Raw genomic sequence first — 19,495 nt, 5'->3', positions numbered from 1 at the left:
GGCTGCCTGACCTCAGGGAGGACCGCCCCATGCACTGGACCCGCCGACCCGACCCCGCCGCCCTGGTGCAGGGCGCCGCCATCCTCGCCACCCTCGCAGGGCTGGCCACCTGGTACCTGCTGCTGAGCGACCCGCCGCCCCTGGAGGCCCGCGCCAGCAGCGCCACGGCCATGCAGGTGGCGGTGCCGGAACAGCCGGCCCGCTGGTTCGCCCGGCGCAGCGACAGCGTCACCCTGCAGGTGACCGGGCTGTTCGCCGGCCCGCGCGGGCGGGTGGCGATCCTCGCCGTGGACGGCAGCAGCCCGCAGCCGTTCCTGGTCGGCGAGCCGCTGGCCGAGGGCGTGTGGCTGGAGGCCATCGAGCCCGATGCCGTGGTCATCCGCCGGGGCGAGCGCCGCGAGCGCCTGGCCATTTCGCGCCTGGCCCAGGGGCCGGAGCTGCCGGACCTGCGCTGAGCGCCTCATGGGCGCACCGCCCCGGCGTCCTGCGCCGGCAGGCGGGCGTTCAGGCGGGCCAATGGCGGCCCGTCGGCGTCCCGGGGTTGGACCTCCAGGCGCAGGCTGAACAGCTCGCCGTCCCGCGTCACCTCGCGCACGCAGGCCAGGCGCAGCCGGCCCTGGTCGCAATCGCGCACCTCGCGGCCGCCGCGCAGGCGGCCCTGCAACTGCGCCTCGGCCAGTTCACTGCGCGCCGCCAGCAGCGCCAGCGAACGGTCCCGCAACAGGCCGCTGCCCTGGGTCGCCACCCCGGCGGCGCGCACCGCCGCCGACATGGCCACGGCGACGATGGCCAGGGCCACCAGCACTTCCACCAGGGTGAAGCCGGCCGCATGGCGGCGGGGGAATCGGGTCATCGCGCGTTCTCCAGGCTGTGCCCGCGACCCTAGCCGGGGCAGCTGACGAAACGGCGACCAATGCTCAGGAGGAGGCAGCCCCCGGGCGCCAGGCGCAGCCCCGGGAGCCGCATCCCAGGGCCGCCGGGGCCGCCAAGCTCCCGAGGATTTTCAATCGGTCTGACATATCCGCTTGGAACAATCCGCTGCATCTGATCGGGCAAGAGCCCGCCGACCGGCAAGGACTGCAGCGAGGAGTAACGGATATGGATGGCGTGCGCCTGGCCTCCCAGCGAGGCTTCACCCTCATCGAGATCATGGTGGTGGTGGTGATCCTCGGGATCCTTGCCGCGATGGTGGTGCCCAAGGTGCTCGACCGGCCGGACCAGGCCCGCGCCACCGCCGCCCGCCAGGACATCGCCGGGCTGATGCAGGCCCTCAAGCTCTACCGCCTCGACCAGGGCCGCTACCCCAGCCAAGCCCAGGGCCTCAAGGTGCTGGTGGAAAAGCCTGCCGACGCCGCCACCAGCAATTGGCGCGCCTACCTCGAACGCCTGCCCAATGACCCCTGGGGCCGGCCCTACCAGTACCTCAACCCGGGCGCCAACGGCGAAGTGGACGTGTTCTCCCTGGGCGCCGACGGCCAGCCCGAAGGCGAGGGTGTGAATGCCGACATCGGCTCCTGGCAGCTCTGAACGTGGACCGGCAACGGGGCATGGCGGTGATCAGCGCGTTGCTGGTGGCGGCGCTGGTGGCGGTGATCGCCGCCGGCCTGCTGGCCCGCCAGGCGCGGCTGGTGCGCCTGGCAGAAGGTGAGGGCGAGCGCCAGGCGGCCCAGTGGGTGGCCCGCAGCGCCACGGCCTTCGGCCTGCAGCGCCTGCGCCAGGCCTGGCAGCAGGACCCGGCCACGCGCCTGGACCAGGGCTGGGCCCGTGGCTGGCAGCTGCCGGTGACCGACAGCGCCGCCTTCGACGGGCGCCTGCTGGACGAGCAAGGCCTGTTCAACCTCGCCGGCCTGGTGCATGAGGGCCAGCTCGACCCGCTGGAACAGGCCGCCTTCCAGCGCCTGGGGGCCAGCGTTGGCGTCGCCCCGGCGACCCTCGCCGCCCTGGAACAGCGCCTGCTGGCCGCCTACGGCGAGGCCCGCCTGCCGCGCCCGCGCAGCCTGGAGGACCTGGCCGGCGCGCCGGGGGTGGAGCCCCGTGCCCTGGCGCGGCTGGCGCCCTTCGTCACCGTGCTGCCGCTGCCCGGCTGGGTGAACGGCAACACCGCGCCGGCAGAAGTGATCGCCGCGCGGGTGCCCGGCCTCGGCCTGGAGCGGGCCCGCGCCCTGGTGGCCGAGCGCGACCGGGGCCAGGGCTTCATCAACAGCGGTGACCTGCTCAATCGCCTGCGCCTGCCACAACTGGACACCGAGCAGGTGCGCCTGGGCATCACCAGCGAATGGTTCCGCCTGCAGGGCCAGGTTCGCGTCGGCAGCCGCCAGTGGCCGCTGGAGGCCTTGCTGTTCCGCCCCGAGGACGGCGCGGCGCGGGTGGTCTGGTCGCGGGTGGGCGCATGAAGCGCCGCCTGCGCCTGGCCCTGCCGCCCCTGCGCCTGCTGGAGCCCGGCAGCGTGCTGGAGGGCCTCTGGCTGGAGGCACGCGGGCAGGCCTTGCCCTGCTCGGTGGCGCTCCCGGCGCTGGCCGCCACGTTGCGCGGCGCGCCCCTGGAACTGCGCCTGCACCCCGAGGACAGCCTGCTGGCGCAGGTGGCGCTGCCGCCCTTGCCGGCCCCGCGCCTGGCCGCCGCGGCTGCCTGTGCCCTGGACGGCCTGGCCCTGGAAGGGCGCGATGCCCTGCACCTGGCCCATGGCCCGCGTGAGGCAGACGGGCAGGTGCAACTGGCCTGGCTGGCACGCCCGGCCCTGGCACGGCTGCAACGCCTGCTGGCGGGGGTCCGCTTCCGCCTGGTGCCGGCACCGTTCTTCCTGCCGCTGCCGCCGCCCGGCCAGGTCAGCGCCCAGTGCCTGGACGGCCACCTGGTGGTACGCAGTGGGCCGGACCACGGTTGGGTGCACCCGCTGCCAGCGCTGGCCCTGACCGAGCAACCCGACCCGGCCCGCTGGCACTGGCTGGGGCCAGGCGGCCCCGAGGGTGTCGCCGCGCTGCCCGTCGAAGCCGCCTGGCAAGGGCCGGCCGGCACCCTCGACCTGGCAGCCGGTGCCGCCCCGCGCCACGCCGGCACGGCGCGCTGGGGGCGGGCCCTGGGTTGCTGCGCCCTGGCGGCGCTGGTCTGGACCCTGGGCCTGAACCTCTACGCGGCGCAGCTCGCCGAGCAGGGCCAGACCCTGCGCCGGCAGATGAACGAGCGCGTGCGCCAGGCCTTCCCGCAGCTGCCAGTGGTGCTCAACCCGCTGCAGCAGGCCCGCCAGCAGCGCGACGCCCGCCTGGCCGGGCAGGCGCCGGGGGCGGACGACTTCGACAGCCTGCTGCGCCAGGCCGGCCTGGCCCTGGCGCTGCCGGCCGGCAGCCTGGAGGGGCTGGACTACGCCGACGGCGCCCTGCACCTGATCCGCCCGGCGCGCAGCGCCAGCCCCTTGCCGGCCGACTGGCAGGCGACCCTGGCCCCCGCCGGCCTGGAGGGCGAGGCCGTGGCCGATGGCTGGACCCTGCGCCGTGCACCGGCCCCGGAGGCTCGCCGCGATGAACCGTGAAGCCCTGCAGCAGCGCTACGACGAGGCGCGCCAGGCCTGGCAGCGGCTGGCGCCCCGCGAGCGCCGTGTGCTGCGCCTGGCGGCCCTGGTGCTGCCGCCGTTGTTGCTGTGGTTCGCCCTGGTGGACCCGGCGTTGCAGCGCATCGACCACTGGCAGGCGGAGCTGCCGCGCCTGCGGGCCCAGGCGCAGACCCTGGAAACCGTGCTGGCGGAGGCGGGCGTGGGCCAGGCGCTGCCCCCCGGCGAGGCCGACGCCCGCCTGCGCGAGACCCTGGAGCGGGCCGGGCTGACGGAACACGTGCGCCTCGGCGGCGAGCCGGGGCGTTGGCAGGTGCAACTGGACGGCGCCCCGGCGCCGGCCCTGATGGAGTGGCTGCTGGGCGGCTTGCCCGGCTTGCCGGTGCGGGTGCGCGAAGTCCGCCTGCGGCGGGATGGCGAACGCGATGGAGAGGCGGCGGAAGGCCGGCTCACGGGTGTCATCGAATTGGACAGGGCGCCAGGCACAGGGGAAGAATCATGACAAAACGTAATGGGCGAAGCTGGCAAGGCCCGGCGCTGCTCGGCCTGGTGGCGGCCCTGGCCGCCTGCAGCCAGGGCGGCGCACAGGTGCCGCCGGTGCTGCCGGCCCCCAGCGAACTGGGGCGCCCGCTGGTGGCGCCGGGGCCGGCGATGGACACCCTGGCCGAGCGCCAGCGGCGCCAGGCCCAGCTGGAACAGCAGCAACGCGAGGCACGGGCGCGCCAGGCCCACGCACCAGGGCCGTCGGCGCCGCGCCCGGCAGCGGGCAGCGGGGCGTCCGGCCTGGGGGAGCAGCCGGTGCAGCTGAACTTCGTCGAGGCGGACATCCCGGCGGTGTTGCGGGCGCTGTCCCGCGCCACCGGCCGGCAGTTCCTCGCCGATCCCCGGGTCAAGGGCCAGCTGACCCTGGTCTCGGAAGGGCCGGTGCCGGCGCGGACCGCCTACGGGATGCTGCTGGCGGCGCTGCGCATGCAGGGCTACTCGGTGGTGGAGGCGGGCGAGGTCAGCCAGGTGGTGCCCGAGGCGGACGCCAAGCTGCTGGGCGGGCCGGTGGGCGACGGCGACCGCGCGGCGGGCAACGGCATGATCACCCGCACCTACCGCCTGCAGTACGAGAACGCGGTGAACCTGATCCCGGTGCTGCGGCCCATCGTCTCGCCGAACAACCCGATCAACGCCTACCCCGGCAACAACACCGTGGTGGTCACCGACTACGCGGAGAACCTCGACCGGGTGGCGGCGATCATCGCCAACATCGACGTGCCGGGCTCGGTGGACACCGACGTGGTGCCGGTGCGCAACGGCATCGCCACCGACATCGCCGCGATGCTCGGCGAACTGATGGACACCCCCGGCGGCGATGCCGGGCAGAAGGTCTGGGCGGTGGGCGACCCGCGCTCCAACAGCGTCATCCTGCGCACCGGCAGCCCGGAGCGCACGGCCCTGGCGCGGCAACTGATCGACCGCCTGGACAGCGCCCAGGGCAACCCCAGCAACCTCCACGTGGTGTACCTGCGCAACGCCCAGGCCAACAAGCTGGCCCAGGCCCTGCGCGGGCTGCTCACCGGCGAGGCGGAGGCCGGCGGCGGGCAGGGCGACGGCACCCGCGAGCGGCTCAACGGCGGCGAACTGGGTGGCCAGGGCCAGGCCGGCAGCACCCGGCAGACCGCCGGCACGGGCACCCCGTCCCGCAGCGGCAGCCAGGCGGCAACCGCCACCACCCCGACCGCCAGCGGCCAGGCCCACGGCATGGAAGCGCCGGTGGCGTTTTCCGCCGGGGGCGCCACGGTGCAGGCCGACACCACCACCAACACCCTGCTGATCTCCGCGCCCGAGCCGCTGTACCGCAGCCTGCGGGAGGTGATCGACCTGCTGGACCAGCGCCGTGCCCAGGTGGTGATCGAGAGCCTGATCGTCGAGGTCAGCGAGGACGACGCCAGCGAGTTCGGCATCCAGTGGCAGGCCGGCGACCTCGCCAACGGCTGGTTCGGCGGCGCCAGGCTGGGCGGCTCCGGCCTCACCACAACCGCGCGCAACAGCCTGGACGTGCTGCCCGGCGGGCTGAACATCGGCAAGGCCTCCGGCGGGGTGGACATCCCCGGTGTCGGCCGGGTGCTGGACCTGAAGGTGCTGGCCCGGGCGCTGAAGGCCAAGGGCGGCACCAACGTGCTGTCGACGCCGAACCTGCTGACCCTGGACAACGAGGTGGCGAGCATCTTCGTCGGCCAGACCATCCCCTTCGTCACCGGCAACTACGTCACCAACGGCGGTGGCAACAGCAACAACCCGTTCCAGACCATCGAGCGCGAGGAGGTGGGGCTGCGGCTGAACGTGCGCCCGCAGATATCCGAGGGCGGCACGGTGAAGCTGGACATCTACCAGGAGGTCAGCAGCGTGGACGAGCGCGCCACCAGCGACGCCGGCACGGTGACCCAGAAGCGCGCCATCGACACCAGCATCCTCCTCGACGACGGCCAGATCATGGTGCTCGGCGGCCTGCTGCAGGACGGCTACACCGAGACCAGCAACGCCATCCCCGGGCTCTCGGCACTGCCGGGCGTGGGGGCGCTGTTCCGCAGTGACCGGCGCACCCGCAGCAAGACCAACCTGATGGTGTTCCTGCGGCCCTACATCGTCCGCGATGCCTCCACCGGCCAGGGCATCACCCTCAACCGCTACGACTACATCCGCCGCGCCCAGGGCGCGCTGCAACCGGTGCGGCGCTGGTCCCTCGACGACATGCAGGCGCCGCAGCTGCCACCGGCCGCCCAGGCTATGCCACCGGCACAGCCCAGGCCGATGCGTGCCGTGCCGCTGGCACCGGGGGAGCAGCCGTGAGCGGCCTGCCCTATGCCTGGGCGCGGGCCCAGCGGGTGCTGCTGGAGGGCGGCACGGACGAGCCGGTGCTGCTGATCAGCGAGGCCACCCCCGGCTGGGCCATCGGCGAGGCGCTGCGGCGGTTCGCCGGGGCGCGGCTGCAGCCGGTCAGCGATGCCGAGCTGGAACAGGCCCTGGCACGGGCCTACGCCGACACCGGCAGTGCGGCGGCGGTGGTGGGCGCGGTGGAGAGCGAGGTGGACCTGGACCGCCTGCTGCAGGACATCCCCGAGGTGACCGACCTGCTGGAGGCGGAAGACGGTGCGCCGGTGATCCGCATGATCAACGCGCTGCTGACCCAGGCCGCGCGGGACGGCGCCAGCGACATCCACATCGAGCCCTTCGAGAGCCACGCCGTGGTGCGCTACCGGGTGGACGGCACCCTGCGCGACGTGGTGGCGCCGCGCAAGGCGCTGCACCCGGCGCTGGTGTCGCGGATCAAGATCATGGCGCAGCTGGACATCGCCGAGAAACGCCTGCCCCAGGACGGCCGCATCGCCCTGCGGGTGGCTGGCCGGCCCATCGACGTGCGCGTCTCCACGGTGCCCACCGGCCACGGCGAGCGGGTGGTGATGCGCCTGCTGGACAAGCAGGCCGGGCGCCTCAGCCTGGAGCGCCTGGGCATGGCGCCGGGGCTGCTGGCGCGGCTGGACGGGCTGATCCGCCAGCCCCACGGCATCGTGCTGGTCACCGGGCCCACCGGCTCGGGCAAGACCACCACGCTGTACGCCGCCCTGGCCCGGCTGGATGCCAGCGTGCACAACATCCTCACCGTGGAGGACCCGGTGGAGTACGACCTGCCGGGGATCGGCCAGGTCCAGGTCAACGCGCGCATCGACATGACCTTCGCCCTGGCCCTGCGGGCGCTGCTGCGGCAGGACCCGGACATCATCATGATCGGCGAGATCCGCGACCTGGAGACGGCGCAGATCGCCGTGCAGGCGTCCCTCACCGGGCACCTGGTGCTGGCCACGCTGCACACCAACGACGCGGTTTCCGCCGTGACCCGCCTGGTGGACATGGGCGTGGAACCCTTCCTGCTGGCTTCCAGCCTGCTGGGGGTGCTGGCCCAGCGCCTGGTGCGGCGGCTCTGCCCACAGTGCAAGGCGCCCGACCCGCTGCAGCCCGGCGGCTGGCGCGCGGTGGGCTGCACGGCCTGCAACCACACCGGCTACAGCGGGCGCACCGGCATCCACGAGCTGTTCGTGATGGACGACGGCGCACGAGCGCTGGTCCATGAAGGCGCCGCCGAGCAGGTGTTGCGCCAGGCCGCGCGGGAGGCGGGGATGGCCAGCATGCGCGACGACGGCGAGCGCTGGGTGCTCGACGGCACCACCACGCGGGAGGAGATCCTGCGCGTGACCCGGGACACCTGAACATGGACGTGCAGCGCTTCCGCTACGAGGCCGCCGACGCCGGCGGGCGCATCGAGACCGGCGTGCTGGAGGCCGACAGCGAGCGCGGGGCCCTGGCGGCCCTGCGCGGGCGCGGCCTGGTGCCGCTGGAGGTGGCCCCGGCGGCGCCGGCCGCTTCGGCGGGCTGGCTGGCGCCGCGCCTGTCGGAAACCGAACTGGCCGGCACCACCCGCCAGCTAGCCAGCCTGCTGGGCGCCGGCATGCCCTTGGAGGCGGTGCTCAGCGCGGCGCTGGAACAGGCCGAGCGGCGCCACGTGGCGGAAGCCCTGGAGGCGGTGCGGGCGGACGTGCGCAGCGGCGTACGCCTGGCCGATGCCCTGGGCGCGCGGCCACGAGACTTTCCCGCCATCTACCGCGCGCTGGTGGCGGCGGGTGAGGAGTCCGGCGACCTGGCCCAGGTGATGGAGCGCTTGGCGGACTACGTGGAGGAGCGCAACGCCCTGCGCGGCAAGGTGCTGACGGCGTTCATCTACCCGGCGGCGGTGGGAGTGGTGTCCATCGGCATCGTGGTCTTCCTGCTCGGCTTCGTGGTGCCCCAGGTGGTCAGCGCCTTCTCCCAGGCGCGCCAGGACCTGCCGGGCCTGACCCGCGCCATGCTCCAGGCCAGCGACTTCGTGCGTGCCTGGGGGCTGGCCTGCGCGGCGGCCCTGGTGGCCGCCGGCTGGGGCTGGCGGCGCTACCTGCAGAACCCGGCGGCACGCCTGGCCTGGCACACGCGGGTGCTGCGCCTGCCGCTGGTGGGGCGCTTCGTGCTGGGGGTGGACACGGCCCGCTTCGCCTCGACCCTGGCCATCCTCGGTGGTGCTGGGGTGCCGTTGCTGCGGGCGCTGGATGCAGCGCGGGAGACGCTCTCCAACGCGCGCCTGGCGGCCTGCGTGGCCCAGGCTTCCCTGGCGGTGCGCGAGGGCGTGGGGCTGGCGGTGGCGCTGAAGGCGGGGCGGGTGTTCCCGCCGATCCTCATCCACCTGATCGCCAGCGGGGAGAAGACCGGCGCGCTGCCGCCGATGCTGGAACGCGCGGCCCAGACGCTGTCGCGGGACATCGAGCGGCGCGCCCTGGGCATGACGGCGCTGCTGGAGCCGCTGATGATCGTGGTGATGGGCGGCGTGGTGCTGACCATCGTGATGGCCGTGCTGCTGCCCATCATCGAGATCAACCAGCTGGTTCAGTGACTGCGCGCGGGCTGCGGGCCGGGGCATCGAGCCCGGCGGCGTGGCGCCCGGCGATGTAGCCGAAAGTCATGGCCGGGCCGAGGTTGATGCCGCCGGAGGGGTAGTGCCCGCCCATCACGCTGGCCATGTCGGTGCCGGCGGCGTAGAGCCCGGCGATGGGCTGGCCCTGGGCATCCAGCACCCGTGCATGGCCGTCGGTGCGCAGCCCGGCGAAGCTGCCGAAGCAGCCGGGCAGCACCTTCACCGCATAGAGCGGACCGTGCTCGATGGGTGCCACGCAGGGGTTGGGGCCGGGATGGTTGGCGTCGCCGCTGCGGCGGTTGAAGGCGGTGCTGCCGCGTCCGAAGGCCGGGTCCTGGCCGTCGCGTGCGTGGCGGTTGTAGGCGGTGAGGGTGGCGGCCAGGCCGGCGGGGTCGATGCCGCAGGCGGCGGCCAGCGCCTCGGGCGTGGCCCCGCGCTTCAGGTAGCCGCTGCGCAGGTGCGCGCCGATCGGCAGCGGTGCCGGGCGCACGTGGCCCAGGCCGTAGCGGCGGAGGAAACGGTGGTCGCACACCAGCCAGGACACCACCGGTTCGCCTTCCGGCGTGGCGCGCAGCAGGGCGTCGACGTAGTCGTAGTAGCCGTGGGCTTCGTTGACGAAGCGCTGGCCGCTGGGCAGCACGGCGATCACCCCGGGCTTGCCGCGCTCGATGATGTGCGGGAAGTGCCCGGTGCTGCCGTCCCCGTGCGGCACCTCGGACACCGGCGCCCAAGCCAGCGGTGCACGCAGGTCGCGGGCCACCACGCCCCCGGCGGACTCGCCCAGGCGCAGACCGTCGCCGCTGCAACCGGGCGGCGGCAGGGCCAGGGTGGCCTGGCCGTTGCGCTCGTGCGGCACCAGCTCGCGCCGTCGCTCGGCGTCATGGGCGAAGCCGCCGGTGGCCAGCAGTACGGCACGGGCGCGGATGCTGTGTTCGACGCCGTCCTGCTCGATCACCGCGCCGCTGACGCGGCCTGCCTGCAGCAGCAGGCGCCGGGCCGGGGCCTGGGTCAGCAGGGTGACCCCCAGGTCTTCGGCGGAACGGGCCAGGCGCGCCACCAGCGCCACACCGTTGACCAGCTGCAGGGCGCGACCATGACGGGCCAGGTGCCACAGGTGGCGGCTCACACGCCGCGCCACGTGGAGGAAGGCACGGGGCGAGCGGGTAAGGTTGAGGAAGGCGGCGAGGTCGGTGCCGGCCATGATCGGCATGCCGAGGAACGAGGTTTCCCGCATCGTCGTGCGCAGGCGGGGCAGCAGGTCCAGCACCGCGTGGCCGTCGTAGGGCGCGGCGATCAGCTGGTGTCCGCCGGTGGCCGCGCCGGGGGCGTCGCCATGCATGTCGGGAATGCCGTTGCCATCGGCGAACTGCAGGGCGGTGTGCTGCTCGAAGAAGGCCACCATCTCGGGGCCGTGGTCGAGGAAGGCATCCACCAGCTCGGCGCGGTAGTGCTCACCCAGCACGTGACGCAGGTAGGTGCGGGCCTGCCCAGGCGCCTCGTCGATCCCGGCCCGGCGCGCCAACGGGTTGCGCGGCACCCACATCCACCCCCCGGACCAAGCTGTCGCCCCGCCCAGCACCGGGTCCTTCTCCACCAGCACCACCCGCTTGCCGTGGTGAGCCGCCGTAACCGCCGCCGCCAGCCCGGCAGCACCGGAACCGATGACCAGCAGGTCGCATTCGAGGGGAGGAGAAGCGGGTATGGGCATGGGGTATTCCTGATTATGGAACGAGGTTCCATATTCTATGGAGGCGCCCGGGGGCGGACCAATCAGGCGAGGTGGGCAGTGGGCGGTCAGCGAACGGAAATGAACAGGCGTTTCCAGCAGGCCCGGTAACCCGCTGGGCCCTGCCGCCCAATGAAAAACCCCGTCAAAGGACGGGGTTCTTCAGAGCAGCAAGCCGTCACGCACTACTGGGTTCCGCCGCCTTGCTGCTGCGCCCGGCACTGCGTGGTGCGGGGTGGTGGTCGTCGTCCTCGCACAGGGGCACTTCATTGCCGGCGGCGTCGTACAGCTTGCCGTTCTGGAAGTAGTCACCCTCGTTCAGGCAGGCGATGTCGGTGTAGCGCAGCTGGCGCTCGCGGCCGGCGGCGATCACCGAAGGCTGGTCGGGCGTGCCGGCGGTGAAGTGGTTGAACACCAGGTTGAGCACGATGGCCATGATCGCGGCGGAGCTGATGCCGGAGTGGAAGATGGTTTCGAACCAGCCGGGGAACTGGTGGTAGAAGGTCGGCGCGGCGATGGGGATCATGCCGAAGCCGATGGAGGTGGCGACGATGATCAGGTTCATGTTGTTGCGGTATTCCACCTTGGCCAGGGTGCGGATGCCGCTGGCGGCCACGGTGCCGAACAGCACGATGCCGGCGCCGCCCAGCACGGAGGTGGGCACCGCCGCGATGATGCGACCCATCACCGGCAGCAGGCCGAGGGTCACCAGGATCAGGCCGCCGGTGGCCACCACGTAGCGGCTCTTCACCCCGGTGACGGCCACCAGGCCGACGTTCTGGGCGAAGGCGCTCTGGGTGAAGGAGCCGAACACCGGCGCCAGGATGCTGGACAGCATGTCGGCACGCAGGCCGTCACCCAGGCGGCGGGAGTCCACCTTGGTGCCGATGATCTCGCCCACGGCGAGGATGTCGGCGGAGGTTTCCACCAGGGTCACCATGATGACGATGCACATGGAGATGATGGCGGCCACATGGAAGGTCGGCATGCCGAAGTGGAAGATCGAGGGGAAGGCTACCAGCGGGCCTTCGGACACCTTGGAGAAGTCCGCCATGCCCAGGGACATGGCCACCAGGGTGCCGATCACCATGGCCAGCAGGATCGACAGGCGCGAGATGGTGGCGCTGCCCACCTTGCTCAATAGCAGGACCACCGCGAGGGTGAGCCCGGCGAGGCCGATGTTGGCCATGCTGCCGAACTCCGGCGACTGGCTGTTGCCACCCATGGCCCAGCGCGCGGCCACCGGCATCAGCGTCAGGCCGATGGTGGTGATGACCACGCCGGTGACCAGCGGCGGGAAGAACTTGGTGATGCGGGAAAACACCGGGGTGATCAGCAGGCCGATGAGCGAGGCCGCCATCACCGCGCCGAGCACCGACTGGATGCCGCCGCCTTCGCCGCTCTGGAGGATGGCGATCATGGTCGCCACGCCGGCAAAGGACACGCCCTGGACCAGGGGCATCTGGCTGCCGAAGAAGGGAACACCAAGGGTCTGGAGGAGGGTGGCGAGGCCACCGGCGAAGAGCGAGGCGGCGATCAGCAGGCCGATCTCGGCGGGGGAGAGGCCGGCGGCCTGACCGAGGATCAGCGGTACGGCAACGATGCCGCCGTACATGGTCAGGACGTGCTGCATGCCGTACGCAAGGTTGGCGCCGACGCTGAGTTTTTCATCTTCCGGCCGTTGTGCTGCGGGCGCGGTCGTAGCGGTGTTTTTCATGGAGGTGCACTCACTTCTTGTCGTTGTGCGCGCACTGTAGTGCTTTTTGTCTCAATGTTTCCAGATGGTTGTATACATAAAATTCATCACCCTGTGTGCGATTTGCGACCGGCCAGTCGGCGCTTTGGCGTAGGAGCGCGTGAAACCTGCGTTCCAGAGCGGATTCGTTGAAAGGGCCCAAAAGCGCCCGTGGGCGTGAAGCTGGACGAACGGTCAGGAAATCTGCGGGAAGGCCGTTCGCCGACACGGGGAATGCGCTCGACACTGGCCGGAATGCCCTTCTAATATGCAAGCCCCTTCTTGCCTAAAGCCCTGCCGATGACCGACGACTCCGCCACCTCCACGGCCGACCGCATCCTGATGCTGGTGAAGACCCGGGGCCCGCTGGCTACTGCCGAACTGGCCGAGGAACTGGAGCTGACCCCCGAGGCCGCCCGCCAGCAGGTGCAGAAGCTGGCCCAGGGCGGCTTGCTGGAGGGCCAGCAGGCGCCCATCAGCGGGGCCGGGCGTCCGCGCCAGCGCTGGGCGCTCACCGAGGCCGGCCACCGGCGCTTCCCCGATGCCCACGCGCAGCTCACCGTCCAGTTGATCGCCTCGGTGCGGCAGCTGTTCGGGGAGGAGGGCATGGACCGCCTGATCGGCCAGCGCGAGTGCGAGACCCGTGCGCTCTACCGCCAGGCCTGCCAGGCCGACAGCGTGGTCGGGCGCCTGCAGCAGCTCGCCGAGGTGCGTACCCGCGAGGGCTACATGGCGCGGGTGGAGGCCGATGGCGCGGACTGGCTGCTGATCGAGGACCACTGCCCGATCTGCGCAGCGGCCACCGTCTGCCAGGGGTTCTGCCGCTCGGAGCTGCAGCTGTTCCGCGAGGTGATCGGCGCCGACGCCGAGGTGGAGCGCGAGCAGCACCTGCTGAGCGATGCCAATCGCTGCGTCTACCGCGTTCGCCTGAAGTGAGCCTCGCGCCCGAAGTTGCCGGGCGCGGGGTAGGGGGTCAGCGCCGGGACGGGCGCTGGCGGAGGTAGTCGAGCACGGCGGCCTGGTCGCCGGCGAACTCGATGCGCGTGGCCTTGCCTTCGCGCTGGAAGGCGTACATCGGGTCGTAGTATTCCCGCAGCAGGCCTTCGATCCAGCCCCGGTGCAGGTCCACCTCGCCGCTGGCCTGCTGGCGTTGCAGCGCCTCGTCGAGGATCGCCATCATGCGCTTGTGGCGCTCGCCACCCAGGCGCTTGAGGATGTTGGCCATGCCCTGGCGCAGGCGCGCGGCGAACTGCTCGAAACCGGCTTCCTCGCCGTGCAGGGCGACGAACTCGGCGCACAGGCCGATCACGTAGTCCCGCAGGATGCGCTCCACGCGGTTCTCGAAACTGTCATCCAGCCACACCAGCGGGTACTGCTGCATGCCCTGGTACAGCTCCAGGGGCAGGTTGCAGCTGCCCACCACGCGGCCCTCGTCCTCCAGCACGAACTGACCGATGCCGCTGTCGCGCTTGCGCAGCAGGTCGATGGCCAGGCCGTTCTCGAAGTCGATCTGCGCCGGCTGGGCGGTGGCGCGGCGGCCGAAGCTGGAGCCCCGGTGGTTGGCGTGGCCTTCCAGGTCCAGGGCGTTGCCGAGGGCCTGGATGACGTCGGTCTTGCCGGTGCCGGTGAGGCCGCCCACCAGCACGAAGTCGCACTCGTGCACGGCGGCCTGGAGGGTCTCGATGAGGAAGGTCCGCATCGCCTTGTAGCCGCCGGTGACGCGCGGGTACTGGATGCCGGCCTCGTCCTTCAGCCACTGCTGGACGATCTGCGAGCGCAGCCCGCCACGGAAGCAATAGAGGTAGCCATCGGGGTGGGCCTGGGCGAAGGCGGCCCAGGCTTCGATACGGGCTGCCTTGGTGGCGCCGCTGACCAGTTGATGGCCGAGGGCGATGGCGGCTTGCTGGCCCTGCTGCTTGTAGCAGGTGCCGACCTTCTGCCGCTCGATGTCGGTCATCAGCGGCAGGTTGACCACACCGGGGAACGCGCCCTTGGCGAATTCCACCGGTGCACGGGCGTCCATCATCGGCACGCCCTTGAGGAACAGGCGGCGGTAGTCGGTGGTGTTTTCGCGCATCACTCCACCTCTACCGCGTGGCTCTGTCGCTCGGCCAGTTCGCCGATGGGCGCCAGGTCCAGGCCCAGTTCGCGGGCCACGGTGAGGAACTCCGCCTCGCCCTCCGGCGCCACTGCCACCAGCAGGCCGCCGCTGGTCTGCGGGTCGCAGAGCAGGTGGCGACGGGCCTCGTCCAGCGGGGCGATGCGCTCGCCGTAGCTGTCGAAGTTGCGCAGGGTACCGCCGGGGATGCAGCCCTCGGCCAGGTAATGCTCCACGCCGGGCAGGCGCGGCACCGCGTCGTAGCGGATGCGCGCGGTCAAGCCGCTGCCGTCGGCCATTTCCACCAGGTGGCCGAGCAGGCCGAAGCCGGTGACGTCGGTCATGGCGTGGACGCCGGCCAGCTTGCCGAAGCGGCTGCCCGGGCGGTTCAGGGTGCACATCCAGTCGCGGGCCAGGTGGCGGTCCTGCTCGCGCAGCTTGGACTTCTTCTCCGCCGTGGTGAGGATGCCGATGCCCAGTGGCTTGGTCAGGTACAGGCGGCAGCCGGCGGTGGCGGTGTCGTTGCGCTTCATGTGGCGCTTGTCCACCACGCCGGTGACGGCCAGGCCGAAGATCGGCTCGGGGGCGTCGATGGAATGGCCACCGGCCAGGGGGATGCCGGCCTCGTCGCACACTGCGCGGCCGCCACGGATGACCTCGCGGGCGACTTCCGGCGGCAGCACGTTGACCGGCCAGCCGAGGATGGCGATGGCCATCAGCGGGTCGCCGCCCATGGCGTAGATGTCGCTGATGGCGTTGGTCGCGGCGATGCGGCCGAAGTCGAAGGGGTCGTCGACGATGGGCATGAAGAAGTCGGTGGTGGAGACCACCCCGCGCTCCTCGTCCAGGGCGTAGACCGCCGCGTCGTCGCGGGAGGCGTTGCCCACCCACAGGCGCGGGTCCAGGTTCTGCGCGCCGCTGCCGGCGAGGATCACTTCCAGCACCTTGGGGGAAATCTTGCAGCCGCAGCCGGCGCCGTGGCTGTACTGGGTCAGGCGGATGGGTTCGCTCATGTCGCACCTCACTGAAATCGTGGCGGCGGATTCTATCAGGCCGCTGGGAAACTCACCGGGCCGCCGCTGAGGCAATAGACATCCTCTGGATGTCCATTGGGTTAGGTCCCTGTAACGAGCCGTGTGCTCATGCTGCTTAACCAGTTCTGTTGATGTCACCTGTTTCGCCTTCCCAGGCGAGTCACTTTTCTCAATCGCCCAGAAAAGTAACCAAAAGGGCTCGCCCCTGCATCCGGGTCCCGCTTCGCGGGACTTCCCTCGCTCCATCGTTGCTACTCGCTTCGCTCGCCCTTCGGGCCGCACTGAAGTGCGTTCGCTGCAAGCAGCGTCCGGGGGCCGGCGCGATGGGCCATCCATGGCCTGGCGCGCCTCTCGCGGCATCCATGCCGCTCGTCCCCCTGCGCAACGACTGCGCTCGGCCTCCTGAAGGGGCATTTTCCCTGCCTCACCTTCCTCTCCAAGCAGAAGTCCAGCGTACGCCCGTGTCTTCTTCCTTTCGGAAAGAGAGGCGGGAAGGGGCTCCAAGGGCTTTGAAAGTCGAGATAGAAAGCCCCAGCAATGCTGGCCTTTGCGCCCGCGATTCCTATAATTCCGCCGCGGCGCCCGCAGTGGCCGCCCATCTCCCCCCGATCCTTCCGCTATTGAACCGGAGAATCAGCATGCTCAAGCGCACCCTGGCCCTCGTTGCCGGCCTTGCCCTGTCCTGTTCCGCCCTGGCCGTGCAGGCCGCCGAAACCCTGCGGGTCAGTGCCATCCCCGATGAAGCGCCCACCGAGCTGCTGCGCAAGTTCAAGCCGCTCGGCGCCTACCTGGAGCAGCAACTGGGCATGAAGGTGCAGTTCGTGCCGGTGGCCGACTACCCGGCGGTGGTCGAGGCGCTGGCCACCGACCGCCTGGACCTGGCCTGGCTCGGCGGCTTCACCTTCGTCCAGGTGCGCCTGAAGACCGGCAATGCCATCCCCCTGGTCCAGCGCGAGCAGGACGCCCAGTTCACCAGCAAGTTCATCACCGCCAACCCGGAGGTGAAGAGCCTGGCCGACCTCAAGGGCAAGAGCTTCGCCTTCGGTTCGGTGTCCTCCACCTCCGGCAGCCTGATGCCGCGCTTCTTCATGCTCAAGGACGGCATCAAGCCCGAGACCTACTTCAGCCGCGTGGCCTATTCCGGTGCCCATGACGCCACCGTGGCCTGGGTCCAGGCCGGCAAGGTGGACGGCGGCGTGCTCAACGCCAGCGTCTGGGAGAAGCTGGTGGCCGCCGGCAAGGTGGACACCGCCAAGGTGCGCGTGCTCTCCACCACGCCGACCTACTACGACTACAACTGGACCGTGCGCGGCACCCTCGACCCGGCCCTGGCCGAGAAGATCAAGGCCGCCTTCCTCGCCCTCGACCCTGCCAACCCGGAGCACAAGGCGATCCTCGACCTGCAGGCCGCCAGCCGCTTCATCGAGACCCAGCCCGAGAACTACAAGGGCATCGAGGAGGCCGCCCGGGCCGCCGAACTGCTGAAATGACCGTCCGCCTCACCGGCGTGGGCCTGCGCCTCGGCCAGGTCCGCGCCCTGGACGGCATCGACCTGCACATCGAGGCCGGCGAGCGGGTGGCGGTCATCGGTCCCTCCGGGGCCGGCAAGTCCAGCCTGCTCAACCTCCTGGCCACCGCCCTGCAACCCGACAGCGGCACGGTGGAGCTGCTCGGCGAGGCGCCCTGGCGCCTCTCGGGCCGCGCCCGCCAGCGCCTGCGCACGCGCATCGGGCTGATCCACCAGGCGCCGCCGCTGCCGTCGCGCCAGCGGGTGGTCACCGCCGTGCTCGCTGGGCGCCTGGGGCGCTGGGGCACCCTGCGCGGGCTGGCCAGCCTGCTGCACCCACGGGATGTGCCCGGTGCCCGTGCGGCCCTGGCCACCCTCGGCCTGGCGGACAAGCTCTTCGCCCAGTGCGGCCAGCTGTCCGGCGGCCAGTTGCAGCGCGTCGGCATTGCCCGTGTGCTGTACCAGCAACCCGAACTGCTGCTGGCGGACGAGCCGGTCTCGGCCATGGACCCGGTGCTGGCCGACCACACCCTGGAGACCCTCTGCCGCCATGCCGGCGAGCGTGGCGTCACCCTGGTGGCCAGCCTGCACGCCGTGGAGCTGGCCCTGGCGCACTTCCCCCGGGTGATCGGCGTGCGCGACGGCCGCCTGGCCTTCGACCTGCCGGCCGCCCAGGTCACCCCTGAACGCCTGGACGCGCTCTACGCCAACGCCGGTATCGCCTCGCCACAGGCCGCCGACGCGGCCCCCGCCCCGGTGCAGATCCCCCGATGCTGAGCCGCGACACCCGCGATCCGGCCTTCCTGCCGCGCCTGCTGCTGGGGTTGCTGGCGGTACTGGTGCTGTGGCCGGGCGTCCGCCTGGCCGAACTGGACCCGCGCGTGCTGTTCCAGGCCGACAGCCGCCAGGCCATGGGTGGCTTCCTGGCCGGGTTCTGGCCGCCGGCCCACGGCGCCGAGTTCCTTGAGCTGCTGCTGGACGCCACCCTGCAGACCCTCGCCGTGGCCACCGCCGGCATGGCCCTGGCGCTGCTGCTGGCGGTGCCCATGAGCCTGCTGGCCAGCCGCGCGCTGTCGCTGTCGGCCGCCTCCCGCGGCGGTCGACCCAGCACCCTCGGGCTGGTGCTGCGCTGGCCGGTGCGGGCCTTGCTGGTGTTCCTGCGCAGCGTGCCGGAGATCGTCTGGGCGCTGCTGTTCGTCCGCGCCGTGGGCCTGGGGCCGACCGCCGGGGTGCTGGCCATCGCCATCACCTACAGCGGCATGCTCGGCAAGGTCTACGCGGAAATCTTCGAATCGGTCGGCCAGCGGCCTGCCCATGCGCTGATGCAGGCCGGTGCCGGGCGCCTGTCGGCGTTCTTCTACGGCATCCTGCCCAGCGCCGCTGGCGAGCTGGTGTCCTACACCGTGTACCGCTGGGAGTGCGCCGTGCGCGCCTCGGTGGTGATGGGCTTCGTCGGTGCCGGCGGGCTCGGCCAGCAGATCGACCTGTCGATGCGCATGTTCGCCGGTGCCGAGGTGGCCAGCATGCTGCTGACCTTCCTGCTGCTGGTGTGGCTGGCGGACCAGTTGAGCCGCCTGCTGCGCGGGAGGCTGGCATGAAGCGGGTGATCGACCTGGCCATCGTCCTCGCCCTGCTGGCGGCCGTGGTGGGGTCGTTCCGCTACCTCGGGCTCGACCTCCAGGCCTTGCTGGGGGAGGGCGTGGGCGGGCAGATGGCCGACTACGCCCTGCGCTTCCTGCGGCCGGACCTGGGCCTGGAGCACCTCCAGGCGGTGGGCCGGGGGGCGCTGGAAACCCTGGCCATGTCCGGCCTGGGCACGCTCCTGGCCGCGCTGCTCGGCCTGCTCCTGGCACTGCCCGCCGCCGGGCGCTTCGGCTGGCCGGGCAAGGCCCTGGCGCGGCTGCTGCTCAATGCCCTGCGGGCCATTCCGGAGCTGGTGTGGGCGGCGCTGATGGTGCTGGCGGCCGGCCTCGGCCCCAATGCCGGAGCCCTGGCCCTGGCGGCGCATACCGCCGGGGTGCTCGGCCGGCTGTTCGCCGAGGCCCTGGAGAACGCCCCGCCGGAGCCTGCCGACGCGATCCGCCTGGAGGGCGGCAGCCACCTGGCGGCCTTCTGCTACGGCACGCTGCCCAACCTCTGGCCGCAGTTGCTGGCCTACATGCTGTACCGCTGGGAGAACAACATCCGCATGGCCAGCGTGCTCGGCTTCGTCGGCGCCGGCGGGCTGGGGCAGATGCTCTACACCACCCTCAGCCTGTTCCAGGAGCGCCAGGCCAGCACCGTGATCCTCGCCATGCTGGCCCTGGTGCTGCTGGTGGACGCCCTCAGTGACCGCATGCGCCAGCGCTGGGTACGGGCCTGAAGGG

General features: G+C 71.9%; 18 protein-coding genes. 13 read left to right on the top strand and 5 right to left on the bottom strand.

Features of this window, described 5'->3' with window-relative positions; all coding sequences use genetic code 11:
• The first annotated feature begins 29 nt into the window (after positions 1–29).
• Positions 30–455 carry a type II secretion system protein N gene (locus tag FBY21_RS05530; protein ID WP_142009282.1) on the top strand — a complete coding sequence of 142 codons (426 nt, stop codon included), beginning with the start codon at positions 30–32 and terminating at the stop codon, positions 453–455.
• 5 nt (positions 456–460) lie between these two features.
• Here the strand turns inward: FBY21_RS05530 and gspI are convergent, their stop codons facing one another.
• The gene (gene gspI, locus FBY21_RS05525) at positions 461–853 is read right to left on the bottom strand and encodes a type II secretion system minor pseudopilin GspI (protein ID WP_142009279.1); all 393 of its coding nucleotides are present in this window, start codon (positions 851–853) and stop codon (positions 461–463) included.
• Positions 854–1,098: 245 nt separating this feature from the next.
• Between gspI and gspG the strand changes: the two genes are divergently transcribed.
• The 7 genes from gspG to gspF are packed head-to-tail and all read left to right on the top strand — an operon-like array spanning position 1,099 to position 9,008.
• On the top strand, positions 1,099–1,527 hold the full coding sequence (gspG, locus tag FBY21_RS05520; protein WP_074971408.1) for a type II secretion system major pseudopilin GspG: 429 nt from the start codon (positions 1,099–1,101) through the stop codon (positions 1,525–1,527).
• Positions 1,528–1,547: 20 nt separating this feature from the next.
• A complete protein-coding gene (gspK, locus tag FBY21_RS05515; protein ID WP_142009277.1) occupies positions 1,548–2,393 on the top strand; it encodes a type II secretion system minor pseudopilin GspK in 846 nt (281 codons plus the stop codon).
• Positions 2,390–3,526 carry a type II secretion system protein GspL gene (gspL, locus tag FBY21_RS05510; protein ID WP_160158567.1) on the top strand — a complete coding sequence of 379 codons (1,137 nt, stop codon included), beginning with the start codon at positions 2,390–2,392 and terminating at the stop codon, positions 3,524–3,526. Before gspK ends, gspL begins: the two co-directional genes overlap by 4 nt.
• Complete coding sequence (gene gspM / locus FBY21_RS05505; protein WP_160158566.1) at positions 3,516–4,046, top strand: type II secretion system protein GspM; 531 nt, start codon at positions 3,516–3,518, stop codon at positions 4,044–4,046. The genes gspL and gspM overlap by 11 nt, the downstream gene beginning before the upstream one ends.
• Positions 4,043–6,382 (top strand): type II secretion system secretin GspD, encoded by a 2,340-nt coding sequence (gene gspD, locus FBY21_RS05500; protein WP_142009270.1) that lies wholly within the window; start codon positions 4,043–4,045, stop codon positions 6,380–6,382. The genes gspM and gspD overlap by 4 nt, the downstream gene beginning before the upstream one ends.
• Positions 6,379–7,797, top strand: a complete 1,419-nt coding sequence (gspE, locus tag FBY21_RS05495) for a type II secretion system ATPase GspE (RefSeq protein WP_142009268.1) — start codon at positions 6,379–6,381, stop codon at positions 7,795–7,797. The genes gspD and gspE overlap by 4 nt, the downstream gene beginning before the upstream one ends.
• Positions 7,798–7,805: 8 nt before the next feature.
• Positions 7,806–9,008: a type II secretion system inner membrane protein GspF gene (gspF, locus tag FBY21_RS05490; RefSeq protein ID WP_142016278.1), complete on the top strand. Its 1,203-nt coding sequence runs from the start codon at positions 7,806–7,808 to the stop codon at positions 9,006–9,008.
• Here gspF and FBY21_RS05485 read toward each other — a convergent pair.
• Together FBY21_RS05485 and FBY21_RS05480 are read right to left on the bottom strand one after the other, a co-directional pair.
• On the bottom strand, positions 8,989–10,737 hold the full coding sequence (locus FBY21_RS05485; protein ID WP_142009266.1) for an FAD-dependent oxidoreductase: 1,749 nt from the start codon (positions 10,735–10,737) through the stop codon (positions 8,989–8,991). The genes gspF and FBY21_RS05485 overlap by 20 nt on opposite strands.
• Before the next feature lie 196 nt (positions 10,738–10,933).
• A complete protein-coding gene (locus FBY21_RS05480; protein WP_044403046.1) occupies positions 10,934–12,472 on the bottom strand; it encodes a nucleobase:cation symporter-2 family protein in 1,539 nt (512 codons plus the stop codon).
• A gap of 318 nt (positions 12,473–12,790) precedes the next feature.
• Between FBY21_RS05480 and FBY21_RS05475 the strand changes: the two genes are divergently transcribed.
• Complete coding sequence (locus FBY21_RS05475) at positions 12,791–13,426, top strand: helix-turn-helix transcriptional regulator (RefSeq protein WP_142009264.1); 636 nt, start codon at positions 12,791–12,793, stop codon at positions 13,424–13,426.
• 37 nt (positions 13,427–13,463) lie between these two features.
• Here the strand turns inward: FBY21_RS05475 and mnmH are convergent, their stop codons facing one another.
• Both mnmH and selD read right to left on the bottom strand, forming a co-directional pair.
• Positions 13,464–14,567, bottom strand: a complete 1,104-nt coding sequence (gene mnmH / locus FBY21_RS05470) for a tRNA 2-selenouridine(34) synthase MnmH (protein ID WP_142009261.1) — start codon at positions 14,565–14,567, stop codon at positions 13,464–13,466.
• Positions 14,567–15,601 (bottom strand): selenide, water dikinase SelD, encoded by a 1,035-nt coding sequence (gene selD / locus FBY21_RS05465; RefSeq protein ID WP_142009258.1) that lies wholly within the window; start codon positions 15,599–15,601, stop codon positions 14,567–14,569. Before selD ends, mnmH begins: the two co-directional genes overlap by 1 nt.
• Before the next feature lie 659 nt (positions 15,602–16,260).
• On the opposite strand from selD, the gene FBY21_RS05460 reads away from it, so the two are divergent.
• Genes FBY21_RS05460 through phnE form a run of 4 tightly spaced genes read left to right on the top strand, consistent with a single transcriptional unit; the run spans position 16,261 to position 19,491 of the window.
• Positions 16,261–17,112, top strand: a complete 852-nt coding sequence (locus FBY21_RS05460) for a putative selenate ABC transporter substrate-binding protein (RefSeq protein ID WP_107331887.1) — start codon at positions 16,261–16,263, stop codon at positions 17,110–17,112.
• Positions 17,109–17,906 (top strand): phosphonate ABC transporter ATP-binding protein, encoded by a 798-nt coding sequence (locus FBY21_RS05455; protein WP_074971396.1) that lies wholly within the window; start codon positions 17,109–17,111, stop codon positions 17,904–17,906. Before FBY21_RS05460 ends, FBY21_RS05455 begins: the two co-directional genes overlap by 4 nt.
• On the top strand, positions 17,900–18,727 hold the full coding sequence (locus FBY21_RS05450) for a PhnE/PtxC family ABC transporter permease (RefSeq protein WP_142009256.1): 828 nt from the start codon (positions 17,900–17,902) through the stop codon (positions 18,725–18,727). Before FBY21_RS05455 ends, FBY21_RS05450 begins: the two co-directional genes overlap by 7 nt.
• Positions 18,724–19,491: a phosphonate ABC transporter, permease protein PhnE gene (gene phnE / locus FBY21_RS05445; RefSeq protein ID WP_074971395.1), complete on the top strand. Its 768-nt coding sequence runs from the start codon at positions 18,724–18,726 to the stop codon at positions 19,489–19,491. Before FBY21_RS05450 ends, phnE begins: the two co-directional genes overlap by 4 nt.
• Positions 19,492–19,495: the final 4 nt, after the last annotated feature.

Origin of the sequence: Pseudomonas sp. SLBN-26, from assembly GCF_006715895.1 — a bacterium.
Taxonomy (GTDB): Bacteria; Pseudomonadota; Gammaproteobacteria; order Pseudomonadales; family Pseudomonadaceae; genus Metapseudomonas; species Metapseudomonas otitidis.
This window is presented reverse-complemented; position numbering and strand designations above follow the sequence as displayed.